Here is a 25917-nt window from a genome sequence, read left to right on the forward strand (position 1 = left end):
GTGCAGCGCCCTCAAATGAATCACCTCGCACCCATTTGGCACACCTTCTGCAATCACCGTGGTAAGCAGCGCTCCGGCGCGCTCCACAAAAACAACGAGAAGGTATCCCTGATGGATAACGCCACCTCCCTGCCAACCGGGGCGGCCGTCGCGCCGGCCGCAGAAAAAACCACCGCCAGCCGTTTGAAGTCGATCTTCAGTGGGTCCATCGGCAACATGGTCGAATGGTACGACTGGTACGTCTACGCCGCATTCTCGCTGTACTTCGCCAAAGCCTTCTTCCCCGCTGGCGACACCACCGCACAACTGCTCAACACCGCCGCGATCTTCGCCGTGGGCTTCCTCATGCGCCCAATCGGTGGCTGGCTGATGGGCCTGTATGCCGACCGCAAAGGCCGCAAGGCCGCGCTGATGGCCTCGGTCCTGCTGATGTGCGGGGGCTCGCTGCTCATCGCCCTGACCCCCGGCTATGAAACCATCGGCGTCGCCGCGCCGATCCTGCTGGTCTTCGCACGCTTGCTGCAGGGCCTGTCGGTGGGCGGTGAATACGGCACCTCGGCCACTTACCTCAGCGAGATGGCCAGCAAGGAGCGCCGTGGGTTCTTCTCCAGCTTCCAGTACGTGACCCTGATTTCTGGCCAGCTCATCGCCCTGGCGGTGCTGATCATCCTGCAACAGACGCTCACCACCGAGCAGCTGTATGCCTGGGGCTGGCGTGTTCCCTTCGTGATCGGCGCGCTGTGCGCGGTGGTTGCGCTGTACCTGCGTCGCGGCATGGAAGAGACCGCCTCCTTCACCAAGAAGGAAAAGTCCAAAGAAAGCCTGATGCGCACCCTGATGCGTCATCCCAAAGAGCTGATGACCGTGGTCGGCCTGACCATGGGCGGCACTCTGGCCTTCTACACCTACACCACCTACATGCAAAAGTACCTGGTCAACACCGTGGGCATGAGCATCAGCGACTCGACCACCATCTCGGCCGCCACGCTGTTCCTGTTCATGTGCCTGCAGCCGGTGATCGGCGGCCTGTCCGACAAGATCGGCCGGCGCCCGATCCTGATCGCCTTCGGTGTACTCGGCACGCTGTTCACTGTGCCGATCCTGAGCACCTTGCACACCGTGCAAACCTGGTGGGGCGCGTTCTTCCTGATCATGGCGGCGCTGATCATCGTCAGTGGCTACACCTCGATCAACGCAGTGGTCAAAGCCGAACTGTTCCCGACTGAAATCCGCGCCCTGGGCGTTGGCCTGCCATACGCCCTGACCGTGTCCATCTTCGGCGGCACCGCCGAATACGTCGCCCTGTGGTTCAAGAGCAATGGCATGGAAACCGGCTTCTACTGGTACGTCACCGGCTGCATCGCCTGCTCGCTGCTGGTGTACGCGACCATGAAAGACACCAAGCATCATTCGCGCATCACCACCGACTGATACTGATCCGGCAGATATGAAAAAGGGGCGCTCCGTTGCACGGGGCGCCCCTTTTTTATGGCGTGAGCCGATTAACGGCCCTATTCGGCTCACCGATAAGTTGGAGCGATCATGAACAGCCCACTATGGATATGGCAGCAATCCGACTGGCCCCATTTCCAGTGGCAAAGCGACGCCCTTGCCCCATTGCTACGCAGTTGCGTCGAGATGCAAGGACGCCTTGAACAGCTGAACGTGGGTTCGGTGCGCTCGTCCCTCGCTCGACGGCTGGGCATCCATGAGCAAGGCGCGACTACTGCGCGGAGCGAAGGGCTGGCTGAGTTGATGCTGGATGCGACACGCGGGTACGACCAACCGCTGACCTTGCAGCGCCTGCTCACCTGGCATCACTGGTTGTTCCCAGCGGCGGAAGATGGCCTGAGCAAAGCAGTTCTGGTGGGCCAACTGCGTGACGAGACAACCCTGCAGGTGATCTCCGGTCGCCTCGACAAGCCCACGGTGCACTTTCAGGCACCGCCCCGTGATGGCCTTGAAGAGCAGGTTGCAGCTTTTCTCGACTGGTTTGCCAGCAGCCGCCACGCCACCCACCTGGCCCCCCTGTTACGCGCAGGTGTCGCCCATTTCTGGTTCGTCACCTTGCACCCGTTCGACGATGGCAATGGCCGCCTGACCCGCGCCATCACCGACTTGGCGCTGGCCCAGGCCGAGCAGCAGGCAATCCGCTTCTACGCCCTGTCTGCCAGCATCCTGGAAGACCGGGCTGGCTACTACCAGATACTGGAGAGCAGCCAGAAGGACGGCCTCGACATTACCCGGTGGCTGACCTGGTTCCTTGAAACCCTGCTGCGCAGCCTCGAGCAGGCGTTGCTGAACATCGACTGGATACTCACCAAAGCCAGGTTCTGGCATGTGCATCGGGCGGACGGCCTTTTACCCGAACAGGTCAAGGTGCTCAACCGGCTGCTCGACGGGGGCCCACGCGGCTTCGAAGAAGGTATCAATGCCGCGCAGTACCAGGCCGTTGCGAAAGTCTCCAAGGCCACTGCAACCCGCCACCTCACCGACCTGCTCGACAAGGCTTGCCTGGCCCGTCTGCCGGGCGGGGGCCGCAGTACCCGTTATCGCATCAATACTCAGGACATCTCCAGCACCTGACGCGGCTCGCGCCGTTGGTAATAGGTCGCCATCAGCATCAGCACCAGTACCAGCAGCACACCGGCCAGCACTGCCGAGGAGCCGACCGTACCGAAGTCCAGCCCACCCTTCTCGTGTGGCTTGGTCAGGACGTCGCCCAGGGTGGCGCCGAACGGGCGGGTCAGGACGAACGCGACCCAGAACAGCACAACGCCAGGGATGCGTGTCCAGTAACGCGCCACAACCACCAGCGCGATGGCACTGCCCACCAGCAAGGCACCACCGGCAAAGCCAAGCCCCGAATCATCTGCCAGGTAATCGCCCAAGGCGGTGCCCAAGGTGTTCGAGAACAGAATCGCCACCCAATAGAACAACTCGCCCGCGCGGTTCTTGATACGGGTGACGTCCAAGGGGTTACCACTCAGGCGCCACACCAGGAAGGTCAGCAGCAAGATGCCGATCAGAATCGACGAGCCTGCGGCGTAGCCCAAGCCCAGCGTGCGGTCCATGAAGTCGGACATGGTGGTGCCGGCCGTACTGGTGGAAAGAATCACCAGCCAATAGAGCATCGGGTGGTAGCGCCGTGAGTAGAGCTGGCCGAGCAGGGTCAGCAGAAACACGCTGATCAACATCAGCGAGCTCAGCGCGTAGCCGATATTCAGAGTCATCGACAGCAAATCGCCCGCCGTCTCGCCCAGGGTCGTTGCGCAGATCTTCATGACCCAGAAGGCCAAGGTGATTTGCGGGAGTTTATTCATTGCTTGCCGCTCCGGTTTTAAGTGCGGCGATGGTGCTGAACAAAGACTGAAAAATCGGTTTATGGCGTATGAAAAAAGCGTTCATTACCGCCTGCAGGCTTATTTTCGTCCTTAACGCCGCATTAATTCGACGTCGTCATCCTGCAATGGCTGGCGAAACGCTGATCCATACCCTGCAACGTTCCCCTCAGCCCACTGGAGGGCTCATCGCTGACACGGGCATACACATCGATATAATCGATAACTAGACGCTATTTTTTGCGCTTTTTTATCAATTTTATCGGCGTAGGATTAAACCCATAGAAACAAACAACCTCTCGCACCCCTGGAGCAACGACCATGAAAAACAAACTGATCCTCACCCTGGCCCTCTCGGTAATCGCCACTGGCGCCTTCGCCGAAGACGGCTTCGACCGCACCAGCGCCCACACCTTCGCAGCGGTACAGAGCCAATCCGCCGCGTACGCTGAAGACGGTTTCGACCGCACAGGCGGCCAACGCTTCGCTGAAGATGGCTACGACCGCACCGGCGCCCAGCGCTTCGCCGAAGACGGCTACGACCGCACTGGCGCTCAACGTTTTGCAGAAGATGGCTTCGACCGCACCGGCGGCCAGCGTTTTGCAGAAGACGGCTTCGACCGCACCAACGCCCACCGCATCAGCTAACCCCTGATGCGTGCAACCAGCCCGGCTTCGGCCGGGCTTGATCATTTCCAGCCGGGCAAAGGCTTGGCACACTAGCGCCTCGTCCCCCAAGAGGTAGGGCCAGCAAGCCCAGCACCGATGTATTACTACGAACCCGCCAAAGGCCACGGCCTGCCCCACGACCCCTTCAACGCCATCGTCGGCCCCCGCCCAATCGGCTGGATCTCGTCCCACGACCGCGAAGGCCGCCTGAACCTGGCGCCCTACAGCTTCTTCAACGCCTTCAACTACATCCCACCGATCATCGGTTTCTGCAGCGTCGGGCGCAAAGACAGCCTGAACAACATCGAGCAGACCGGCGAGTTCGTCTGGAACTTGGCGACCCGGCCGTTGGCCGAGGCGATGAACCAGAGCTGCGCGGCGGTAGCGGCAGACGTCAATGAATTCGAACTCAGCGGTTTGACAGCAGCGCCGTCACGCGTCGTCAAAGTGCCACGGGTGGGCGAAACCCCGGTGGCGTTCGAGTGCAAGGTGAGCCAGATCGTCCAGCTGAAACGGGCAGACCAGGAGTCGGTGCCCAGCTGGCTGATCCTCGGTGAAGTGGTGGCGGTGCACATTGCCGAGCACCTGCTGAAAAACGGTATCTACGACACCGCCGCCGCCGAACCGATCCTGCGTGGCGGCGGCCCGGCGGACTATTTCGAACTGGGCAACCTGTTCAAGATGGCCAGGCCGCAAGTGGGCAACTGATCACCAGATCAGCTCGCCCTCTTCAGTGACGCCCTGCAGGCGTTCCAGCTCGGCGCAGGCGGCCTCATCGGCCGCCATGGCGCCCTTGAACACCTGGCCGTCCAGTACCTTGTGAAAGCGCGGCGCCCCGCCCATGCCCAGCGCCTTCACCGCGATGGCGGCGTTGTAGCCACCACCTTCCACCGGGACCATCGCCGAAACGGCTTCGAACTGCGGGAATTCTCTACGTGCCATGCTGCGCTCTGGGTAGTTGATCGAAGGGCGACATTTTAACCTGTGCCCGTCAGCAATCAATCGAAGGTATGCAGGTCCAGGCTGCTGACCACTTGCGCCTGCACCAGCTCACCGAATACCTCCAGGGTTGGCGAAGCGAAGTAGCCGCTCATCGCCTGCTGATCACGCCAACTGCCGCTGAGCAGCCAAAGGTCGGCGTCGGCCTGCGAGCGCTGGACCGTGAAGCTCAGGCACCCCGGTGTACGCAACGAGGGTTCGAGCAGATCGCGCAGGCGCGCGCCTAGCTCCGCCGAACGACCGCTGCTGGCACGGATGAAAGCCAAGTGGGTGACCGGTTGTCGTAGGGTCATTGCACGATCTCCTTGAGCAGGCGGACGAAAAACCAGGCTGCCAAGGTTAGAGGCTGGCCCGCGCGACGCGTTAGGCTATTACTGCCGGGCGATTGCCTGATCCTGCACCGCGGCAGGATCAGGCAATCGCCGTGCAGCTTTCGACTAGCGCCCGCCATTGCCCAAACCTATGCTGCGTCAGTCAGTAGAGGAAGCCACCATGACCACCCCCACGTCCATCGAACCGACCCTGGAAGTGCAACGCCAGGAGCTGGCCGAGCTGATCCGCCGGCATGCCGGCGACCCACCCGGCAGCGCGTCGGCCATCGACGACCTGTACCTGGTCAGCTATCGGGAGAGTGTCCGCTCGGTGCCCACCTTGGCGCAGCCGGCCTTGTGCGTCCTTGCCCATGGCAGCAAGAGCCTGTTTCTGGGTGACGAACAGTACGTCTACGACCCGCTGCACTACATGGTGGTGTCGGTGACCTTACCACTGAGCGGCGTGAAGCTTGATGCCAGCCCGGAAAACCCAAGCCTGGGCCTGCGGCTGGACCTGGACCCGGCCGAGATCAGCCAGCTGATTGCCGAAAGCGGGCCGATGTTGGTGCCCAGCCTGCCTTCTGGCCGTGGCTTGTATGTGGAGAAGACCGATGCAGCGTTGCTGGATGCGCTGCTGCGCCTGATCCGCCTGCTGGATTCGCCGCGGGACATTGCCATGCTGGCGCCGCTGATCCGCCGCGAAATCCTTTACCGCCTGCTGCGTGGGCCGCAGGGTTATCGGCTGTATGAAATCGCCTTGGCCAACAGCCAGACCCATCGGGTATGCCAGGCCATCACCTGGCTCAACCAGAACTTCCAGCAGCCGTTGCGCATCGAGGACCTGGCCCGTGAGGTCAACCTTAGCACCTCGACCTTGCACCATCGGTTCAAGGCCGTGACGTCGATGAGCCCGCTGCAGTATCAGAAGCAATTACGCCTGCAGGAGGCCCGGCGGCTGATGCTCAATGACGGGCTTGAGGCAGCGGTGGCGGGCTATCGCGTGGGGTATGAAAGCCCTTCGCAATTCAGCCGCGAGTACAGCCGGCTGTATGGCGCACCACCGATCCGCGATGTGGCGCGGTTGCGCGCCACAGCGGGGTAAGGGTTACCGGCAGTTTCAGTTAACCTGCAACGGCCGCCTGCCACTGATTCTGATCAACCTGAATCAACGTCGGCCCTTTGCGCTCCACCGCACGCCCCAGTGCCGCCTGCAACTGCGCGACATCACTCACATGCTCCGCGTCAGCGCCCAACGCCCGGGCCACGCCGATGAAGTCAGGGGTATGGATATCCACCCCGACCGGCTCGATGGCGCGGTTGACCATGTACTTCTTGATTTCTTCGTAACCCTGGTTGTTCCACAGCAGCACGATCAGTGGCACCTGCGCCTCGACTGCACTGGCCAGCTCCGGCAGGGTGAACTGCATGCCACCATCGCCAATCAGGCAAACCGACGGCGCGCGCTCGGCGATCTGCGCGGCGCTGCCCAGCCAAGCGCCCATCGCCGCCGGCAGTGCATAGCCCAAGGTGCCGTATCCGGTCGAGGCATTGAACCAGCGGCGAGGCTCATCCATGTCCAGCGTGAGGTTGCCGGAGTACACCGGCTGGGTCGAATCCCCGACCAGAATGGCGTTGGGCAGTGTCTGGAGGATACTGGTCAGCAGGCGGGTCTGGCTCAGGGTCGGCTGGTCCCAGCCGCCCGCCAGCGATTGGCGCAGCTGCGTGACGCGTGCTGGCCCCCAGGTACTTTCACGCGCCGGCAGCGGCTGCTGTTGCAAGGCAACGCACAGTGCCTCGGCGGCCAGGTCGGCGTCAGCGACCAGCGCCAGCTCAGGCAGATAGTTGCGCACCGTCTGGTCCGGGTCGATGTCGATCCGCAGCAAGCTGCCCGGGATCTCGAAGCCGCCCTTGAAGGTCACGTCATAGTCGGTTTCGGCCAGCTCGGTACCGATGGCCAACACCACATCCGCTTCGGCCACCAGCGCACGGGTAGCCGGCAGCGACTGAGTCGAGCCGATTTGCAAAGGATGATTGGAAGCCAGCAAGCCCTTGGCGTTGATGGTCAATGCCACCGGTGCCTGAAGCTGCTCTGCCAAGCGTGCCAGCGAAGCGCCAGCGTTCAATGCACCGCCGCCGGCCAGGATCAACGGGCGCTTCGCCTGGGCTAGGCGCTCGGCCATCTGCGCCACGGCCTGCGGCGCGGCACCTGCCCGGCTGCTGCGGACCGGGCGGGCCGGCAACAGGTGATCGGCCGGCTCGACCAGTACGTCCAGCGGAATCTCGATATGCACCGGGCGCGGGCGAGCACCGTCGAACACGGCAAAGGCCCGGGCCAGTACCTGGGGCAGGTCGTCTGCGCTCATCAGGGTTTGGGAGAAGGCTGCCACACCCGACACCAGTGCAGATTGGTTGGGCAGTTCGTGCAGCTTGCCGCGGCCGCCGCCCAGCTGATCGCGCGATTGCACGCTGGAAATCACCAGCATCGGGATCGAATCGGCATAGGCCTGGCCCATGGCGGTAGTGATATTGGTCATCCCTGGGCCGGTGATGATGAAGCACACACCGGGTTTGCCGCGCGTGCGTGCGTAGCCGTCGGCCATGAAGCCGGCACCTTGCTCGTGGCGCGGGGTGATATGACGAATGGAGGACGTTGCCAAGCCGCGATAGAGCTCAACGGTATGCACGCCTGGAATGCCGAAGACATGGTCCACACCATAGCCTTCAAGGAGTTTGACCAGTACTTCGCCGCAGGTTGCCATGTGTGTTTACCTTGAGTCTTGTTGAAATCTGCGCTTATTGGACCCAAGGCAGCGCTATCGCCACAATGCAAAAAAACACATACTAGCCATGTCTTCAAATCATGGCTCAGTGCAATGAAACGCCTTCCTCCCCTGCCCGCCTTGCACACCTTCCTGGTGACTGCCCAGCACTGCAATTTCACCCGTGCGGGGCAGCAGTTGCACATCACCCAAGGTGCCGTGAGCCGGCAGATCGCCGCGCTTGAAGCGCACCTCGGTTACGCCCTGTTCCAGCGCCAGGCCCGTGGCCTGAGCCTGACCCGTGAAGGCCAGGACTGGCTGCCCAGGGTGCAACAGGTGTTTGCCCTGATCGAACAAGGCGTGCGGGAAGTCGGCGGGCATAGCGCCACATTGCAACTCAAGGCGCCAACCTGCGTGATGCGCTGGCTGCTGCCGCGCCTGATGGAATGGCAGGCGCTGCGCCCGGATGTGCCAGTAGAGCTGACTACCACGGTGCAGCATGGGGTGGATTTTGCCCGCGAAGGCTTTGATGCGGCGGTGGTGTATGGCAGCGCGCCGAACCAGGGCTTGCAGGTGCGCAAGCTGTTCGACGAGCAACTGACGCCAGTGTGCGCCCCTTCCCTGCTGCAAGGCCCGTTGCCGTTGGCCAATATCGACGACTTGATGCGCCACATGCTCCTGCACCCCTCGCGTGACGAGCATGACTGGCGTTTATGGCTGCAGGCGGCCGGGGCCACGTTCGATGTACAGGGGCCAAAGCAGCATTTCGAAACGCTGGACATGGCGATGGCCATGGCATCCCAGGGCACCGGAGTGGCCATCGGCGACTGGTCGCTGATCGGCGATGACCTGCGCAGCAAGCGGCTGTGCATGCCGTTTGCCCTGAAGGTGACGACCGGAAAAGGCTATTACCTGGTCAGCCAGGCCAGGCAACAGCCAGCCGGGCTGGTCGAGTTGCTGGACTGGCTGCAGGCAGTGGCTCAATAACCGACGGTGAACCGCGCCCGCGAATGCGCGGGTTTCTCCAGCTCATCGAGCATGGCAATCGCGTAGTCGGCAAAGGTGATCCAGCTCTTGCCATCGGCACCGATCAGCAGATGATCCTTGCCTAGCGTGTAGTGCCCGCTGCGTTCGCCTTCGACAAACTCCGCCGACGGTGACAGGAAGGTCCAGTCCAGGTTCGGCTCTTGGCGCAGTACCTCAAGAAAACGCACACCCGCGCTCGCTTCGGCCTTGTAGGCCTCGGGGAAGTCCGGGCTGTCGATCACCCGGTGCCCTGAAGGCAACAGCAGGCTACCCGCCCCGCCCACCACCAGCAGGCGCTTGACCCCGGCACGCTTGACCGGCTCGATGATGGCGTGCGCTTCGATCGTCGAGAAATGCGCAGCACTCAACACCGCGTCCACACCGGCGACAGCCGCTTGCAGCGCTGCGCTGTCCTTGGCATCGAGTGCCTTGACGGTCACCCCCTCACGTCCCTGCAGCTGCGACGGGTCGCGGGCAATGGCCACCACACTGTGGCCACGGCGCAGGGCTTCTTCCAGCAACTGGCTGCCGGCACGGCCGGTGGCGCCAATGATTGCGATCTTGCTCATGAGAAACACTCCATCAGTTGAACGGAATTACCACTTCATCTCGCCCTTGGCGACCTTGGCGCCGAGCTCCAGCGAGCTCTCGTCGGCCAGGTCCGGGTAGCGTTTTTTCATCGCAGCCACCAACGCAGCGGCGTCTTTTGCCTTGGCGGTTTCGGCATCGAATGCCTGAATGTAGTCCGCCGTGAAGCGCACGGCCGCGAGCGAACGGCTGCTTTGGCCAAGGTAATGGCCGGGGACCACGGTGCGCGGTGCCAGCTGCTCGATCCGTTTGAGCGTGCCCAGCCAGTCGGCATGCGACGTGGCCGACTGGGTATCGGCCATCCACACATGGATGTGTTCCGATACCACCACCCCACCGACCACCGCCTTGATCGACGGAATCCAGACAAAGCTGCGATCAGGTTGCGGGCCGTCCAGGCCGACCACGTCGAGCGCCTGGCCCTCCAGGGTCAGGCGATGGCCGTCGAGCACCTCAGGCACGACCAGGCGAGCCGGTTTATCCGCGCCCATTTGCGGGCCCCAGTAGGCCAGCTTCGCGTCCATGGTCTGGCGAATATGCGCGACGGTAGCCGCAGAGGCGACGACCTTGGCCTGTGGGAAAGCCTGGGTCAGTGTGTCGAGGCCGAAGTAGTAGTCCGGGTCGCCATGGCTGATGTAGATGGTTGTCAGCCGCTTGCCACCGGCACGCAGGCGCTCGACCACCTGTTCGGCCTGGGCCTTGCCGAACTGGGCATCGACCAGCACGGCGTCCTTTTCGCCACTGACAATCACCGAACTGACCGGGAAAATCGCCTCGTGGCCAGGGTTGTAGACGTCCAACTGCAAAGGTTCGGCAGCCAGCGCCTGGCCGGTCAGCGCAACACAGGCCAGCATCAGGCCACGCAAGGGAGTGAATAGCGACATCGCAACGGTCCGTCTTGAAGAAGAATGCTCAACAGCTTAGTTGCCCGATCCATAACAAAAAATGCGATGCTCAAACATAGTTTGTTTCTAAAATCGGGCAAATCATGGACCGTCTCAACGCGATGCGCGTTTTTGTCACTGTCATCGACCTGGGCAGCCAATCGGCGGCAGCGGACCACCTGCAACTGTCCAGGCCGGTGGTTTCACGCTACCTGGCGGAACTGGAGGATTGGGTCGGTGCGCGGCTGATGCAGCGCACCACGCGCAAGTTGAGCCTGACCGCCGCCGGCCAGGAAACACTGCCACGCTGCCGCCAACTGCTGGAACTTGCCGGTGAACTGCAGGTGGCCGTGCGCCAACCGGACGACGCCCCACGCGGCGCGCTGCGCATCAGCGTCAGTACGTCATTCGGGCAGGCTCAACTGGTGGATGCCGTGGCCGCATATGTACGGCGCTACCCCGGGGTGAAGGTCGAGCTGCAGATGCTCGATCGCACGGTCAACCTGGTGGACGAGCGCATCGACCTGGCCATCCGCACCAGCAACGACCTGGACCCGAACCTGATCGCCCGGCGTCTGACCGTGTGCCGTTCGGTGGTGTGCGCGGCACCGGCCTACCTGCGTGAGCACGGCACGCCGCAGCGGATCGAGGAATTGAGCGGGCACAACTGCCTGACCCATGCCTACTTCGGCCATCACCTCTGGCATTTCGAGGTGCAGGGCCAAGCCGTTGCCGTCCCGGTCGAGGGCAACATCAGTGCGAATGAGGCGATGACCCTGCAAAAGGCGGCACTGGCCGGTGCCGGCATCGCCATGTTGCCGACCTACCAGGCTGCCGCCGCCCTGCGCACGGGCGAACTGGTGCGCCTGCTGCCCGAAGCACGGCCACGCGAACTCAACCTGAATGCGGTCTATACCTCGCGCAAGCACATGCCGGCGACCTTGCGCAGCATGCTGGATTTTCTCGCGCAGCGGTTCAAGGACGAGCCGGAATGGGATCAGGACCTGGTGTAACCCCACGGCGCCGAGGATTGGCCTACGCTTAGAGGTATCACCTGGCGTTGTAACAGGAGGTGAGCACCATGGGCATCAAAACAAGAAGGTTCGCGCTGGTCATGGCGCTGTTTGCCATCGCCGGGCTGTACGGGTCGGCTTGCTGGCGGGTCGAGCTGCTGCGCAACCAACCCAGCTCGGCCGCCCATTGTCAGCACGAACACTGCGTGCCACAAAGCGCCACCTTGAGCGCCGTGCGTTGAGCGACGGCGCCCTGCCGGTCACTCCTCGACGCTCATGTACTCCTTGGCCCAGCGGATGTAATCCTCGGGTTGGGTGTAGGTGTGCGAGAGTTCGGTGGCGCTGAGGTTCTCGGACTTGTTCTGCTGGCCGCGCTGCAGGCGCAGGCAGTCATAAGTAGCCTTTATGGCGGCGAAGTACGCGGCGTGGCCATCGACCACGATGCGCACGCCCAGGCGCGCCAGGCGCTCGTCATCGCGCAGGTTGGGGTTGGCGTAGGTCACCAGCATCAAGGGCACGGTCAGGTGCTCGGCGATCTGCTCGAGCTGCTCGAAATCCTTCACCCCGACCATGCAGATACCGTCGGCCCCGGCCTTCTGGTAGCTCTGGGTACGCACGATGATTTCTTCGGTGGTCAGTACACCGGCGTTGGTGCGGGCGATGATAGACAGCGACGAATCGACCCGTGCTTCAAGCGCAGCGCGAATCTTGCCGACGCCTTCCTCAACCGGAATCAAGTCGGTGGACTTGCGCCCGAACTGGGCCGGCAGCAGGGTATCTTCGATGGTCAGCGCCGCCACACCGGCACGCTCCAGTTCAATGACCGTGCGCATGACATTCAACGCGTTACCGTAGCCGTGGTCGGCATCGGCGAGCACCGGCAGTTGCGCCACACGGCCAATGCGCGTGGCCTGCTCGACGAACTCGCTCAAGGTGATCAGGGCAAAATCCGGCGCAGCCAGTACCTGCAGCGAAGCCACCGAACCGCCAAGAATGCCGACTTCAAAGCCCAGGTCGGCGGCAATGCGCGCCGACATCGGGTCGAACACCGACGCTGTGTGGTAGCAGGAACCTGAAGCGAGCAGCTCGCGGAAGGCAAAACGCAAATCTTGGTGGGAAGCCCTGGGCATGATCACTCCGCAATAACGTGAAATTGAACGGTTGCTACCGACCCCTGAATCGGGTCTACCTGACCTGTTCCAACCGTCGCCATCTGGGCGGTCATGCTCGACATGCAGGCAGAGGAATAAAAGGTGTGGGATACAGCGGCACGAAAACCCTGCGGCAAATAGCTGCACCAAGCTGGTGCAGGCCACGGATTACAGCCCCTGCGGTCTAGCCACGATATCACGCAGCCATGCCTCACTGGATGAATGCGCCAATGCCGATCTTGCATAGGGGATGCAGATAGTACATAGGAAGCTACCTAAGTCAGGTTACAATTCATCGGCCTCAAGCCCATTGCCAAGGTAACCCCGTGACTGCCGCCCTGCCCCCGACCGTGCTGCGCAACGTGCTCACCGCCCTGATGCTGGCCATCTTCCTCGGTGCGCTGGACCAAACCATTGTCGCCGTCTCGTTGCCGGCCATCTCGGCCCAGTTCAACGATGTCGGCCTGCTTGCCTGGGTGATCTCTGGCTACATGGTGGCGATGACCGTGGCGGTGCCGATCTACGGCAAGCTGGGCGACCTGTACGGCCGGCGGCGGATGATCCTGACCGGCATCTCGCTGTTCACCCTGGCGTCGATTGCCTGCGCCCTGGCCCAGGACATGCAGCAACTGGTGCTGGCGCGCGTGCTGCAAGGGGTTGGCGCGGGCGGCATGGTGTCGGTCAGCCAGGCGATCATCGGTGACTTCGTGCCGCCCCGCGAACGCGGGCGTTACCAGGGCTACTTCAGCAGTATGTACGCCGTGGCCAGCGTCGCCGGGCCGGTGCTCGGTGGCTGGCTGACCGAGTACCTGTCGTGGCGCTGGGTGTTCTGGATCAACCTGCCGCTGGGGCTGGTCGCATTGTGGGCGATCCACCGAGCGCTCGGCGACATGCCGTTGAAGCGGCGCGAGGCCCAGGTGGACTACCTGGGCGCGGTGCTACTGATTCTTGGCCTGGGCAGCCTGCTGCTGGGCATTACCCTGGTTGGCCAAGGGCACGCCTGGACAGCGCCGCCGGTGCTGGCGCTGTTCGCCTGCGCGGTGCTTGGCCTGATGCTGTTCATTGCCCACGAGCGGCGCTGCCAGGAGCCCCTGCTGCCCCTCGGCCTGTTCGGCAACCGCGTCGCGGTGCTGTGCTGGGGCGTGATCTTTTTCGCCAGTTTCCAGTCGATTTCCCTGACCATGCTGATGCCCTTGCGCTACCAAGGCATCACCGGGGCAGGCGCCGACAGCGCGGCATTGCACCTGCTGCCACTGGCGATGGGCCTGCCGATGGGCGCCTTTACCGGGGGCCGCATGACCAGCCTCACCGGGCGCTACAAGCCGCAAATTCTCGCCGGGGCGCTGTTGATGCCGGTGGCCATCTTCGCCATGGCGATCACACCGCCGCAGTCGGCCCTGCTCAGTGCCGTATTCATGCTGCTGACCGGCATAGCCTGCGGGCTACAATTTCCGACTTCGCTGGTGGGCACGCAGAGCGCCGTAGACATCAAGGACATCGGCGTGGCTACCAGTACCACCAACCTGTTCCGCTCACTCGGCGGCGCCATGGGTGTGGCGTGCATGTCCAGCCTGCTGCTGGCGTTGCTGCACCAAGGTGGGTTCGAGTTGCTGGGCAATCCATTGCTGGGGAGCCTGAAGGCTGGCGAAGCAGACCCGCAGACCCAAGCGCGGTTGCTGGAGACGTTCAGGCATTTGCTGATGGGCAGTGGTGTGATCGCACTGCTGGGGCTGGTGGTGGCGTTGGCGTTGCCGGACCGGCAATTGCGTGGGCGTTGAGCCTGCTGGGGCCGCGTTGCGGCCCTTTCGCGACACAAGGCCGCTCCTACAAGTACAGCGCCACGCCTGTGGGAGCTGGCTTGCCTGCGATGGGCCGCAGCGCGGCCCCCGCTTTTAATGCCCCGTTAATACAATGAGGAAACACTCCCTCACAATCCTTAACAAAGAGTCATTTGCGCAGAGCCGGGCTCAAGCGCAGCATATCCAGCCCAGTGTCGACCCATTTTTCGACGTCACGCAGCAGATCGAAACTGTCTGGCAGCAATAACCAGCGCCCGATCAGGCCATCGACATAGGCAAACATGGCCACCGCCGCGCGCTCGGCATCCAGCTCGGCAGGCAACTGGCCCCGGCGCACTGCATTGGCAAGCGCCAGGGTAATGCCCTTGTGGCAATCCAGCACCGTGCTCTGGCGCTGCTGGCGAATTTCACACATGTCATCGGTGAACTCGCACTTGTGATGCAGAATCTCATTGATACGCCGGGTTCGGGCATCGAGCACCAGCTCGTTGAACACCTGCAACAGCAGCTTGCGCATGCAACCAAGCGGGTCCAGTTCATCCTCGCTTTCGCTCGCACGCGCAAGGTGGTCATGGGTTTCGTGCAGGCTGTCGAGCAACGCCTGCACCAGTTCAGCTTTGTTATTGAAGTGCCAGTAGATCGCACCTCGGGTCACGCCCGCCAATTCGGCGATGTCAGCCAAGGTGGTTCGCGCAACCCCGCGCTTGTAGAAGGCCTTTTCCGCCGCCTCGATAATCTGGGCGCGGGTTTCCTGGGCTTCTTCTTTGGTTCTACGGACCATGGCAGTACAACCTCATCTGGGCCCGAGCGCGCGGCGCATACGGGGAAACCGCCGGGGTCGCCTCTGCAGGGCGCCTCCCGGATGGGCTAATCAAGGGCTGCGGCAGTAGCCAAGTACTACCCAGCGGTATTTACAAACAACCATGAATGTAAGTATATTCCTTAGCAAGCTATTTATCCACCCGATAGCATTTTTCTGACAAGACTCTTCCATTACTCTTGAGCGTCTCCTGCTCCAGCGCCCCGAGGATCCTCATGCAATTCAAGCCAGCCGTTACCGCTCTGGTTTCCGCCGTCGCCCTGGCAACACTGCTCAGTGGCTGCAAGAAAGAAGAAGCAGCGCCTGCCGCGCAGGCTCCTCAGGTCGGCGTCGTGACCCTCCAACCACAAGCCTTCACCCTGACCTCGGAATTGCCGGGGCGTACCACGTCCTATCGCGTCGCCGAAGTGCGCCCACAGGTCAATGGCATCATCCTCAAGCGCCTCTTCAAAGAAGGCAGCGACGTCAAGGAAGGCCAGCAGCTCTACCAGATCGACCCTGCCGTCTATGAAGCCAACCTGGCCAATGCCCAGGCCAACCTGCAGGCGACCCGCTCGCTGGCCGAGCGGTACAAGCAGCTGATCGATGAACAAGCCGTCTCCAAACAGGAATACGACGACGCCAATGCCAAACGATTGCAGGCCGAGGCAGCACTGAAAAGCGCCCAGATCGACCTGCGCTACACCAAGGTCCTGGCACCGATCAGCGGCCGCATCGGCCGTTCCACGTTCACCGAGGGCGCACTGGTGAGCAATGGCCAGACCAACGCCATGGCGACCATCCAGCAACTCGACCCGATCTACGTTGACGTCACCCAGTCCACCGCCGAGCTGCTCAAGCTGCGCCGTGACCTGGAAAGCGGCCAGCTGCAAAAGGCCGGCGACAACGCCGCCTCAGTGCAACTGGTGCTCGAAGACGGCAGCCTGTTCAAGCAGCAGGGTCGCCTGGAATTCTCCGAAGTCGCGGTCGACGAGACCACCGGCTCGGTGACCCTGCGCGCGATCTTCCCGAACCCCGACCACACCCTGCTGCCTGGCATGTTCGTGCATGCCCGCCTGCGCGCCGGGGTCAACGCCAACGCCATCCTGGCCCCACAGCAGGGCGTGACCCGCGACCTCAAGGGCGCGCCGACCGCACTGGTGGTCAACCAGGAAAACAAGGTCGAACTGCGTCAGCTCAAGGCCAGCCGCACCCTGGGCAGCGACTGGCTGATTGAGGAAGGCTTGAACCCAGGCGACCGCCTGATCACCGAAGGCCTGCAATACGTGCGCCCAGGCGTCGAGGTCAAGGTCAGCGAAGCCACCAACGTCAACAAGCCGGCCAGCCCTGATCAGGCCAACGCGGCGAAAGCAGACGCCAAAGCGGAGTAAACCATGTCGAAGTTCTTTATCGATCGCCCGATCTTCGCCTGGGTGATCGCCTTGGTGATCATGCTGGTCGGGGCACTGTCGATCCTGAAGTTGCCGATCAACCAGTACCCGAGCATCGCGCCACCGGCCATCGCCATCGCCGTGACCTACCCGGGCGCCTCGGCGCAGACGGTGCAGGACACCGTGGTGCAGGTCATCGAGCAGCAGCTCAACGGTATCGACAACCTGCGTTATGTGTCTTCGGAAAGTAACTCCGACGGCAGCATGACCATCACCGCTACCTTCGAGCAAGGCACCAACGCCGACACCGCGCAGGTACAGGTTCAGAACAAGCTGAACCTGGCTACGCCGCTGTTGCCGCAAGAAGTGCAGCAACAAGGTATCCGCGTCACCAAGGCGGTTAAAAACTTCCTGCTGGTGATCGGCCTGGTGTCCGAAGATGGCAGCATGACCAAGGACGACTTGGCCAACTACATCGTCTCGAACATGCAGGACCCGATTTCGCGGACTGCCGGCGTGGGTGACTTCCAGGTGTTCGGTGCGCAGTACGCCATGCGTATCTGGCTCGATCCGGCCAAGCTGAACAAGTTCCAGCTGACCCCAGTCGACGTCAAGACCGCAGTCGCCGCGCAGAACGTGCAGGTGTCCTCCGGCCAACTTGGCGGCCTGCCGGCCTTGCCGGGTACCCAGCTCAACGCCACCATCATCGGCAAGACCCGCCTGCAAACCGCCGAGCAGTTCGAGAAGATTCTGCTCAAGGTTAACAGCGACGGTTCCCAAGTACGCCTGGGCGATGTCGCCGAAGTAGGCCTGGGTGGCGAGAACTACGCCGTCAGCGCCCAGTTCAACGGCAAGCCGGCGTCGGGCCTGGCGGTCAAGCTGGCCACCGGTGCCAACGCCCTGGACACCGCCAAGGCCCTGCGCCAGACCATCAGCGACCTCGAGCCGTTCTTCCCGCCTGGCGTGAAGGCCGTGTTCCCGTATGACACCACGCCGGTGGTCACCGAATCGATCAGCGGGGTAATCCACACCCTGATCGAAGCCGTGGTCCTGGTGTTCCTGGTGATGTACCTGTTCCTGCAGAACTTCCGCGCCACCATCATCACCACCATGACCGTACCGGTGGTATTGCTGGGTACTTTCGGCATCCTTGCCGCTGCGGGCTTCAGCATCAACACCCTGACCATGTTCGCCATGGTCCTGGCCATCGGCTTGCTGGTGGACGACGCCATCGTCGTGGTGGAAAACGTCGAGCGGGTAATGTCCGAAGAGGGGTTGCCACCCAAGGAAGCGACCAAGCGCTCCATGGAGCAGATCCAGGGAGCCCTGGTGGGTATCGCCCTGGTGCTGTCGGCGGTACTGCTGCCAATGGCCTTCTTCGGCGGCTCCACCGGTGTGATCTATCGGCAGTTCTCCATCACCATCGTCTCGGCCATGGGCCTCTCGGTGCTGGTGGCGCTGATCTTCACCCCTGCACTGTGCGCCACCATGCTCAAGCCGCTGAAAAAGGGCGAGCACCATGTGGCCAAGGGTGGTTTCTTCGGCTGGTTCAACCGTAACTTCGACCGCAGCGTAAACGGCTACGAGCGCAGCGTCGGTACCATCCTGCGCAACAAGGTGCCATTCCTGCTGGCCTACGCGCTGATCGTGGTCGGCATGATCTGGCTGTTCGCCCGCATCCCGACGGCGTTCCTGCCTGAAGAAGACCAGGGCGTGCTGTTTGCCCAGGTGCAGACCCCGGCAGGCTCCAGTGCTGAACGCACCCAGGCGGTGGTCGACCAGATGCGTGAGTACCTGCTCAAGGACGAAGCCGATACCGTGTCGTCAGTGTTCACCGTCAACGGCTTCAACTTCGCCGGCCGCGGTCAAAGCTCGGGCATGGCCTTCATCATGCTCAAGCCGTGGGATGAGCGCTCCAAGGAGAACAGCGTGTTCGCCCTGGCCCAGCGTGCCCAGCAGCACTTCTTCACCTTCCGCGATGCGATGGTATTCGCCTTCGCCCCGCCTGCCGTACTCGAACTGGGTAACGCCACCGGCTTCGACGTGTTCCTCCAAGACCGCGGCGGTGTCGGCCATGCCAAACTCATGGAAGCACGCAACCAGTTCCTGGCAAAAGCCGCGCAGAGCAAGGTGCTCAGCGCCGTGCGCCCGAACGGCCTGAACGATGAGCCGCAGTACCAGCTGACCATCGATGACGAACGTGCCAGCGCCTTGGGCGTGACCATTGCCGACATCAACAACACCCTGTCGATTGCCCTGGGTGCCAGCTACGTCAACGACTTCATCGACCGTGGCCGGGTCAAGAAGGTGTACATCCAAGGCGAACCGAACGCCCGGATGAGCCCAGAAGACCTGCAGAAGTGGTATGTGCGCAACGGCAAAGGCGAGATGGTGCCGTTCTCCTCCTTCGCCAAAGGTGAATGGACCTACGGTTCGCCGAAGCTGTCCCGCTACAACGGCGTCGAGGCGATGGAAATCCTCGGTGCGCCAGCGCCTGGCTACAGTACCGGTGAGGCCATGGCCGAGGTTGAGCGTATCGCTGGCGAACTGCCAAGCGGTATCGGCTTCTCCTGGACCGGCATGTCCTACGAGGAAAAACTCTCCGGCTCGCAGATGCCGGCACTGTTCGCCCTCTCGGTCCTGTTCGTGTTCCTGTGCCTGGCAGCCCTGTACGAAAGCTGGTCGATCCCGATCGCCGTCGTGCTGGTCGTACCGCTGGGGATCATCGGTGCACTGATCGCCACTAGCCTGCGCGGGTTGTCCAACGACGTGTACTTCCTGGTCGGCCTGTTGACCACCATCGGCTTGGCGGCGAAGAACGCGATCCTGATCGTCGAGTTCGCCAAAGAACTGCACGAGCAGGGCCGCAGCCTGTACGACGCCGCGATCGAGGCGTGCCGCATGCGTCTGCGCCCGATCATCATGACCTCGCTGGCGTTCATCCTTGGCGTGGTACCGTTGACCATCGCCAGCGGCGCTGGCGCCGGCAGCCAGCACGCCATCGGCACCGGCGTGATCGGCGGCATGATCAGCGCCACCGTGTTGGCAATCTTCTGGGTACCGCTATTCTTCGTCGCAGTGTCGTCGCTGTTCGGCAGCAAACAGCCGGAAAAAGACGCCACCCCTGAAACTCCACGTTATGAGGCTGGGCAATGACCAAGTCTTTGTTGTCCCTGGCGGTAACCGCTTTGATTCTTGGCGGCTGCTCGCTGATCCCTGATTACCAGACCCCGGAAGCGCCGGTGGCAGCGCAGTGGCCGCAAGGCCCTGCGTACTCGCCGACCGAAGCGGCAGACGTTGCCGCCGCCGAACAGGGCTGGCGCCAGTTCTTCCACGACCCGGCCCTGCAGCAGCTGATCCAGACCTCGCTGGTCAACAACCGCGACCTGCGTGTCGCGGCGTTGAACATCGACGCCTACCGTGCGCAGTACCGCATCCAGCGGGCCGACCTGTTCCCGGCCGTTTCGGCCACCGGCAGCGGCAGCCGCCAGCGGGTACCGGCGAATATGTCGCAGACCGGCCAAGCCGATATCACCAGCCAGTACTCGGCCACCCTCGGCGTCAGCGCCTATGAACTCGACCTGTTCGGCCGGGTGCGCAGCCTGAGCGAGCAGGCCCTGGAAACCTACCTGTCCAGCGAGCAGGCGCGGCGCTCCACGCAGATCGCCCTGGTGGCCAGCGTGGCCAACGCCTACTACACCTGGCAGGCGGATCAGGCGCTGTTCAAACTGACCGAAGAAACGCTGAAGACCTACCAGGAAAGCTACAACCTGACCCGTCGCAGCAATGAAGTCGGGGTGGCCTCCGCCCTCGACCTCAGCCAGGCACGCACCGCCGTGGAAGGCGCGCGGGTCAAGTACTCGCAGTACCAGCGCCTGGTGGCACAGGACCTCAACAGCCTGACCGTGCTGCTGGGTACCGGCGTACCGGCCGACCTGCCTGCGCCACTGGAGCTCAATGCCGACCAGTTGGCCGAAGTACCGGCCGGCCTGCCGTCGGACATCCTCCAGCGTCGCCCGGACATCCAGGAAGCCGAGCACCTGCTCAAGGCCGCCAACGCCAACATCGGCGCGGCCCGCGCAGCGTTCTTCCCGAGCATCAGCCTGACCGCCAATGCCGGTACCCTGAGCCCGGACATGGGCGGCCTGTTCAAGGGGGGGTCGGGCACCTGGCTGTTCCAGCCGCAGATCAACCTGCCGATCTTCAACGCCGGTAGCCTGAAGGCGAGCCTGGACTACTCGAAGATCCAGAAGGACATCAATGTCGCCAAGTACGAAAAGACCATCCAGACCGCCTTCCAGGAAGTCTCCGATGGCCTGGCGGCGCGCAAGACCTTCGAAGAGCAGTTGCAGGCACAACGTGACCTGGTGCAGGCCAACCAGGATTACTACCGCCTGGCGGAGCGTCGCTACCGTATCGGTATCGACAGCAACCTGACCTTCCTCGACGCCCAACGCAACCTATTCAGCGCCCAGCAGGCACTGATCGGTGATCGCCTGTCGCAGCTGACCAGCGAGGTCAACCTGTACAAGGCGCTCGGCGGTGGCTGGTACGAGAAGACCGGTCAGGCCAATCAGCAAGCTTCGGTTCAAACACCGAAAAGCTGAATGATCCGCTAGCAGCATCAAGCCCACCTTCGCGGTGGGCTTTTTGTTTTCGGTTGCCCGCGAAGAGGCCGGCACATGAAAACAATTAACCAACTGGAACATTCCGTTCGATAATCGCCCCATACCGTCTGCGACGAATTGCCTCGCCCCTTCCCTACCCCGCACCATCCGCTCACGCAACGTTGCCCACGTTCATCAAAAGACCCGTGCTTGCAGGCCGCATCCTGCAATGCAACGGTTCGCCAATAAAAACAAGAGATCCACGACAGATGAGCATTTCGTACCCCGCACGCCAGCTGCTGCCAGGCCTGTTGGCCATGTCCTGCACCCTCCCCGTGTTCGCCGCCGACGGTGGCTTCATCGAAGACGGCAAGGCCACCCTCAACCTGCGCAACTTCTACATCAACCGCAATTTCGTCGACCCGGCACACCCGCAGGCCAAGGCCGAAGAATGGACCCAAAGCTTCATCCTCGACGCCCGCTCCGGTTTTACCCAGGGCACCGTCGGTTTCGGCATGGACGTACTGGGCCTGTACTCGGTCAAGCTCGATGGCGGTAAAGGCACCACCAACACCCACCTGCTGCCGGTGCACGACGATGGCCGCCCCGCCGATGATTTCGGCCGCCTGGGCGTGGCCTTGAAAGCCAAGCTCTCGCAGACCGAATTGAAGGTCGGCGAATGGATGCCGGTGCTGCCGATCCTGCGCTCCGACGATGGTCGCTCGCTGCCACAAACCTTCCGCGGCGGCCAGCTGACCTCCAAGGAGATCGACGGCCTGACCCTGTACGCCGGCCAGTTCCGCGCCAACAGCCCGCGTAACGACGCCAGCATGGAAGACATGTCGCTCAATGGCCGCGGTGCTTTCACGTCCGACCGCTTCAACTTCGGCGGCGGTGAATACACCTTCAACGACAAGCGCACAACGATTGCCCTGTGGGATGCCCAGCTCAAGGACATCTACCGCCAGCAGTACCTCAACCTGGTCCACAGCCAGCCACTGGGCGACTGGACCCTGGGCGCCAACCTCGGTTACTTCACCGGCAAGGAAGACGGTGCCGAGCGCGCCGGCGACCTGGACAACCGCACCGCCTCGGCGCTGCTCTCGGCTCGCTACCAGGGCCATACCTTCTACGTCGGCCTGCAGAAGGTCAGCGGCGATGACGCCTGGATGCGCGTCAACGGCACCAGCGGCGGCACCTTGGCCAACGACAGCTACAACTCAAGCTTCGACAACGCCAAGGAACGCTCATGGCAGGTGCGCCATGACTTCAACTTCGCCACTGTCGGGGTACCGGGGCTTACCCTGATGAACCGCTATATCAAGGGTGACAACGTGACTGCAGGTGGCGTTGACGACGGCAAGGAGTGGGCGCGAGAAACAGAGCTGGCTTATGTGGTGCAGTCGGGCAGCTTCAAGGACCTTTCGTTGAAGTGGCGCAACTCGACCATGCGCCGGGACTTCAGCACCAATGCGTTCGATGAGAACCGCTTGATCGTGAGCTACCCGCTGAACCTTCTGTAATTTCACAGGCCTCTTCGCGGGTAAACCCGCTCCTACAGGGTGGGAGCGGGTTTACCCGCGAAGAGGCCGGATGATTTGATGCATAAATAACTTTATCGCATAACAACCTAAACAAACCTTCGTTGACGACATAAGCTGTAACAGCTTAAATCGAGCCCTGATCCCCGCCCCAGAGCCGCGACATGGACCTCCGTCAACTGCGCTACTTCATCGCCCTCAACGAATACCGCAGTTTTGTCCGCGCCGCTGAAGCCATGGGCATCACCCAACCTGCATTCAGCCGCGCCATCCAGGGCCTGGAGCAGACATTCGGCTGCGCCCTGGTAGACCGCGCCAGCAAGGCACTGCCACCCACCCCCGAAGGCTTGGTGGTGCTGCAGCACGCACGCCGCCTCGTGCAAGGTGCCGCGCAGTTGAGCAACGAAGTGCTACAGATGACCAAGCTCGACGCTGGCGAGTTGCACTTCGGCAGCGGCCCGGCCCTGGCTGTTCGCCTGGTCCCCGATGCCTTGCGCCACTTCATCGACAGCCACCCGGGTATTCGTACCTCGCTGCTGGTGGACAATGCCGAGCGCCTCGGCCAGGCACTGCGCCGTGAGCAGATCGAATTCTTCGTCGACGACATCCGCCCGTTCGAGGCCGACCCCAACTTCCATACCGAGCCGCTTTCGCCACGCCCTGGCCTGTTCTTCTGCCGCCCCGGCCACCCGTTGCTGGCCAAGGACAGCCTGTCGACCAACGACCTGTTCACCTACCCGCTGGCCAGCGCCCTGCTCGCGCCCGGTGTGCGCAAGCGTCTGGCCAACCTGAGCGGGCGCAGCGACTTCACCCCACACCTGCAGACCGAACACCTGGCGGTGCTGCGCAGTGTCGTGCAGGCCAGTAATGCAATCGGTACCGCCAGCGAAGAAGCCGTTGCCGAAGACCTGGCGGCCGGCCGCCTGGTGCGCCTGCACTGGCGCAACCTGCCGCCCGCACTGGAAGTGCTCAGCGTGCGCTGCGGCGTGGTCAGCCGCAGCGGCTACCGGTTGTCACCGGCGGCGCGGGCGATGATCGAGACGCTGGTGGGGCTGGATGCGCCCCTGCGGAGTGCTGCCATTCGCTGAAGTGATGATGCTGGTGGGCTGCAGGCTATCCTGAGCAATATAGGTTGCCTGTGCCCGCGAAGGGACCGGCACAGGCAGTAAAACCCGATCAGGCAAACCAGGGAGGCACAATAATGAAAAACCTCGAAGAGCACCTGAGCCAGTACGCCAATTACCACCGCGACCCGCGCAACATCGCCACCCATTTCGTCGGCATTCCACTGATCGTGCTGGCCGTGACCATTCTGCTGTCACGCCCAGGCTGGGACATTGCAGGCATCTGGCTGTCACCTGCCCTGCTGGCGGCCGCCGCCTCGGTGTGGTTCTACCTGCGCCTGGACCTGCGCTTCGGGCTGGTCATGGGCCTGCTGCTGGGGCTGTGCCTGTGGGTTGGCCAGGTACTGGCGGTGCAAAGCACCGGGCTGTGGCTGGGGGCTGGGCTGGGGGCATTTGTGCTGGGCTGGATCATCCAGTTCGTCGGCCACTACTACGAGGGCCGCAAGCCGGCGTTCGTCGACGACATCAGCGGGCTGATCATCGGGCCGCTGTTCGTGGTGGCCGAAGCTGCATTCATGCTGGGGTTGTGCCCCGCGCTGAAGCGGGCCGTGGAAGCCAACGCCGGGCCGGTAACACTGAGGTCGATGTAGGAGCGGCCTTGCGTCGCGATCGGGCCGCGTAGCGGCCCCAGGTTTCAGTGATACCGCAAATACTGTTGGGGCCGCTTTGCGGCCCGATCGCGACGCTAGGCCGCTCCTACAAAGGCCGCAAGGATCAAGCGCGCGACTCAACCCCCAGCTCATCCCACACCGACTCCGCCAGGTGGAAGGTGGCATTGGCTGCCGGAATACCGCAATAGATCGCGCTCTGCATCAGCACTTCCTTGATCTCGTCACGGGTCACGCCATTGTTGGCAGCGGCGCGCAAGTGCAGCTTGAGCTCGTCGTTGCGGTTCATGCCGATCAGCATGGCGATGGTGATCAGGCTGCGGGTATGGCGCGGCAGGCCGGGGCGGGTCCAGATATCACCCCAGGCATGGCGAGTGATCATTTCCTGAAACTCGCCATTGAAGTCGTTGAGCTTCTCCAGGCTGCGGTCCACGTGGGCATCGCCCAGCACCGCGCGGCGCACTTGCATGCCCGCGTCGTAGCGTTGTTTCTCATCCATGGCGTCGTCCTCAGTGGGCCAGCAGGAAGTCGAGTACACGGCGGCTGAAGCGCTCGCCAATCTCGACGTTGGACAGGTGCGCTGCCGGGAAATCGACATACTCGGCACCCTTGATAGCCGCCTGCATGAAACGGCCATGTTCCGGCGTGGTCACCACGTCTTCAGTACCGGCAACGATCAGCGTCGGCACTTGGATACGCTGAACCTGCTCGCGGTAGTCGGCGTCGCGTACCGCAGCGCAGTTGGCCGCATAGCCCTCAGGCTGGGTCTGCGCGAGCATCTGGCAGATACGCTGGGCCTGCTCGGGCTGCGCCTGGGCGAAGGCCGGGGTGAACCAGCGGGCAATGGACGCGTCGCGCAGCTCGACCATGGCCTGTTGGCCGCCCTTGAGCACGGTGTCGATACGCGGGTTCCAGACCTCATCGCTGCCAATCTTGGCGGCGGTGTTGCACAGGGTCAGGCTGGCCAGGCGTTCGCCGGCGTTGATGCCCAGCCACTGGCCGATCAGGCCGCCCATCGACAGGCCGACGAAGTGCGCCTTGTTGATGTCCAGGGCGTCGAGCAAGGCCACGACGTCGCGGCCCAGTTGCTCGATGCTGTACGGGCCGGCGGTCACCAGCGAATCGCCGTGGCCGCGGGTGTCATAACGCAGCACACGGAAGTGCTCGCTCCACACGGGGATCTGCGTGTCCCACATGCCCAGGTCGGTGCCGAGGGAGTTGGACAAGACCAGCACCGGAGCATCCGCCGGGCCATCGATTTGATAGTTCAGTACGCCATCGGCCAGTTGCAAATGCGCCACAGCAGT

Annotated in this window: 25 protein-coding genes; 15 read left to right on the forward strand and 10 right to left on the reverse strand. The window is 62.8% G+C overall.

The window, feature by feature from the left end; genetic code table 11:
- The first annotated feature begins 111 nt into the window (after window positions 1-111).
- Complete coding sequence (locus HU750_RS05940; RefSeq protein WP_085273593.1) at window positions 112-1431, forward strand: MFS transporter; 1320 nt, start codon at window positions 112-114, stop codon at window positions 1429-1431.
- Between the two features lie 111 nt (window positions 1432-1542).
- Window positions 1543-2586 carry a DUF4172 domain-containing protein gene (locus HU750_RS05945; RefSeq protein WP_186677631.1) on the forward strand — a complete coding sequence of 348 codons (1044 nt, stop codon included), beginning with the start codon at window positions 1543-1545 and terminating at the stop codon, window positions 2584-2586.
- Here HU750_RS05945 and HU750_RS05950 read toward each other — a convergent pair.
- Window positions 2565-3323 carry a COG4705 family protein gene (locus tag HU750_RS05950; RefSeq protein WP_186677633.1) on the reverse strand — a complete coding sequence of 253 codons (759 nt, stop codon included), beginning with the start codon at window positions 3321-3323 and terminating at the stop codon, window positions 2565-2567. The two genes, HU750_RS05945 and HU750_RS05950, sit on opposite strands and share 22 nt — an antisense overlap.
- 339 nt (window positions 3324-3662) lie before the next feature.
- Between HU750_RS05950 and HU750_RS05955 the strand changes: the two genes are divergently transcribed.
- Together HU750_RS05955 and HU750_RS05960 are read left to right on the forward strand one after the other, a co-directional pair.
- Window positions 3663-3989 (forward strand): hypothetical protein, encoded by a 327-nt coding sequence (locus HU750_RS05955; RefSeq protein WP_099455190.1) that lies wholly within the window; start codon window positions 3663-3665, stop codon window positions 3987-3989.
- 117 nt (window positions 3990-4106) lie between these two features.
- A complete protein-coding gene (locus HU750_RS05960) occupies window positions 4107-4718 on the forward strand; it encodes a flavin reductase family protein (RefSeq protein WP_027594110.1) in 612 nt (203 codons plus the stop codon).
- Here the strand turns inward: HU750_RS05960 and HU750_RS05965 are convergent, their stop codons facing one another.
- Together HU750_RS05965 and HU750_RS05970 are read right to left on the reverse strand one after the other, a co-directional pair.
- On the reverse strand, window positions 4719-4952 hold the full coding sequence (locus HU750_RS05965) for a hypothetical protein (RefSeq protein ID WP_027594109.1): 234 nt from the start codon (window positions 4950-4952) through the stop codon (window positions 4719-4721).
- 56 nt (window positions 4953-5008) lie between these two features.
- Window positions 5009-5302, reverse strand: coding sequence for a putative quinol monooxygenase (locus HU750_RS05970; RefSeq protein ID WP_027594108.1), 294 nt, complete (start codon window positions 5300-5302; stop codon window positions 5009-5011).
- A gap of 199 nt (window positions 5303-5501) precedes the next feature.
- Between HU750_RS05970 and HU750_RS05975 the strand changes: the two genes are divergently transcribed.
- The gene (locus HU750_RS05975) at window positions 5502-6422 is read left to right on the forward strand and encodes an AraC family transcriptional regulator (protein ID WP_027594107.1); all 921 of its coding nucleotides are present in this window, start codon (window positions 5502-5504) and stop codon (window positions 6420-6422) included.
- A 19-nt stretch (window positions 6423-6441) separates the two neighbouring features.
- Here HU750_RS05975 and HU750_RS05980 read toward each other — a convergent pair whose 3' ends face one another.
- Window positions 6442-8079 carry a 5-guanidino-2-oxopentanoate decarboxylase gene (locus HU750_RS05980; RefSeq protein ID WP_186677634.1) on the reverse strand — a complete coding sequence of 546 codons (1638 nt, stop codon included), beginning with the start codon at window positions 8077-8079 and terminating at the stop codon, window positions 6442-6444.
- A gap of 114 nt (window positions 8080-8193) precedes the next feature.
- Between HU750_RS05980 and HU750_RS05985 the strand changes: the two genes are divergently transcribed.
- Window positions 8194-9066 (forward strand): LysR substrate-binding domain-containing protein, encoded by an 873-nt coding sequence (locus HU750_RS05985; protein WP_099430317.1) that lies wholly within the window; start codon window positions 8194-8196, stop codon window positions 9064-9066.
- On the opposite strand, the gene HU750_RS05990 is transcribed toward HU750_RS05985, so the two are convergent.
- Window positions 9060-9674: an NAD(P)-dependent oxidoreductase gene (locus tag HU750_RS05990; protein WP_027594104.1), complete on the reverse strand. Its 615-nt coding sequence runs from the start codon at window positions 9672-9674 to the stop codon at window positions 9060-9062. The genes HU750_RS05985 and HU750_RS05990 overlap by 7 nt on opposite strands.
- A 27-nt stretch (window positions 9675-9701) precedes the next feature.
- The gene (locus tag HU750_RS05995) at window positions 9702-10577 is read right to left on the reverse strand and encodes an MBL fold metallo-hydrolase (RefSeq protein WP_186677636.1); all 876 of its coding nucleotides are present in this window, start codon (window positions 10575-10577) and stop codon (window positions 9702-9704) included.
- 104 nt (window positions 10578-10681) lie between these two features.
- Between HU750_RS05995 and HU750_RS06000 the strand changes: the two genes are divergently transcribed.
- Window positions 10682-11590 carry a LysR family transcriptional regulator gene (locus HU750_RS06000; RefSeq protein WP_186677638.1) on the forward strand — a complete coding sequence of 303 codons (909 nt, stop codon included), beginning with the start codon at window positions 10682-10684 and terminating at the stop codon, window positions 11588-11590.
- 68 nt (window positions 11591-11658) lie between these two features.
- The gene (locus HU750_RS06005; RefSeq protein ID WP_172960383.1) at window positions 11659-11832 is read left to right on the forward strand and encodes a hypothetical protein; all 174 of its coding nucleotides are present in this window, start codon (window positions 11659-11661) and stop codon (window positions 11830-11832) included.
- 18 nt (window positions 11833-11850) lie between these two features.
- Here the strand turns inward: HU750_RS06005 and HU750_RS06010 are convergent, their stop codons facing one another.
- A complete protein-coding gene (locus tag HU750_RS06010; protein WP_027594101.1) occupies window positions 11851-12720 on the reverse strand; it encodes an oxaloacetate decarboxylase in 870 nt (289 codons plus the stop codon).
- 347 nt (window positions 12721-13067) lie between these two features.
- Here HU750_RS06010 and HU750_RS06015 point away from each other — a divergent pair, with 347 nt between their 5' ends.
- Window positions 13068-14519, forward strand: coding sequence for an MFS transporter (locus HU750_RS06015; RefSeq protein ID WP_186677639.1), 1452 nt, complete (start codon window positions 13068-13070; stop codon window positions 14517-14519).
- A 169-nt stretch (window positions 14520-14688) separates the two neighbouring features.
- Here the strand turns inward: HU750_RS06015 and ttgR are convergent, their stop codons facing one another.
- Window positions 14689-15321, reverse strand: a complete 633-nt coding sequence (gene ttgR / locus HU750_RS06020) for an efflux transport transcriptional regulator TtgR (protein WP_027594099.1) — start codon at window positions 15319-15321, stop codon at window positions 14689-14691.
- Window positions 15322-15575: 254 nt separating this feature from the next.
- Here ttgR and ttgA point away from each other — a divergent pair, with 254 nt between their 5' ends.
- From ttgA to HU750_RS06050, 6 genes are all read left to right on the forward strand, one after another.
- Window positions 15576-16730: a toluene efflux RND transporter periplasmic adaptor subunit TtgA gene (gene ttgA, locus HU750_RS06025; RefSeq protein WP_099455197.1), complete on the forward strand. Its 1155-nt coding sequence runs from the start codon at window positions 15576-15578 to the stop codon at window positions 16728-16730.
- A gap of 3 nt (window positions 16731-16733) precedes the next feature.
- Entirely contained in the window at window positions 16734-19886 is a 3153-nt protein-coding gene (gene ttgB, locus HU750_RS06030; RefSeq protein ID WP_186677644.1) for a multidrug efflux RND transporter permease subunit TtgB, read from the forward strand.
- Entirely contained in the window at window positions 19883-21337 is a 1455-nt protein-coding gene (locus HU750_RS06035) for an AdeC/AdeK/OprM family multidrug efflux complex outer membrane factor (protein WP_186677646.1), read from the forward strand. The genes ttgB and HU750_RS06035 overlap by 4 nt, the downstream gene beginning before the upstream one ends.
- 269 nt (window positions 21338-21606) lie before the next feature.
- Complete coding sequence (locus tag HU750_RS06040) at window positions 21607-22860, forward strand: OprD family porin (protein ID WP_027594095.1); 1254 nt, start codon at window positions 21607-21609, stop codon at window positions 22858-22860.
- A 182-nt stretch (window positions 22861-23042) separates the two neighbouring features.
- On the forward strand, window positions 23043-23966 hold the full coding sequence (locus HU750_RS06045) for a LysR family transcriptional regulator (protein ID WP_099455199.1): 924 nt from the start codon (window positions 23043-23045) through the stop codon (window positions 23964-23966).
- Window positions 23967-24079: 113 nt separating this feature from the next.
- A complete protein-coding gene (locus HU750_RS06050) occupies window positions 24080-24592 on the forward strand; it encodes an Mpo1 family 2-hydroxy fatty acid dioxygenase (protein WP_186677647.1) in 513 nt (170 codons plus the stop codon).
- 124 nt (window positions 24593-24716) lie between these two features.
- Here HU750_RS06050 and pcaC read toward each other — a convergent pair whose 3' ends face one another.
- Together pcaC and pcaD are read right to left on the reverse strand one after the other, a co-directional pair.
- Complete coding sequence (gene pcaC / locus HU750_RS06055) at window positions 24717-25109, reverse strand: 4-carboxymuconolactone decarboxylase (protein ID WP_027594092.1); 393 nt, start codon at window positions 25107-25109, stop codon at window positions 24717-24719.
- Window positions 25110-25119: 10 nt separating this feature from the next.
- Window positions 25120-25911 (reverse strand): 3-oxoadipate enol-lactonase, encoded by a 792-nt coding sequence (gene pcaD, locus HU750_RS06060; RefSeq protein ID WP_027594091.1) that lies wholly within the window; start codon window positions 25909-25911, stop codon window positions 25120-25122.
- Between the last annotated feature and the right edge of the window lie 6 nt (window positions 25912-25917).

The organism is Pseudomonas sp. SWRI50 (genome assembly GCF_014269095.1).
GTDB classification, from domain to species: Bacteria; Pseudomonadota; Gammaproteobacteria; order Pseudomonadales; family Pseudomonadaceae; genus Aquipseudomonas; species Aquipseudomonas kermanshahensis.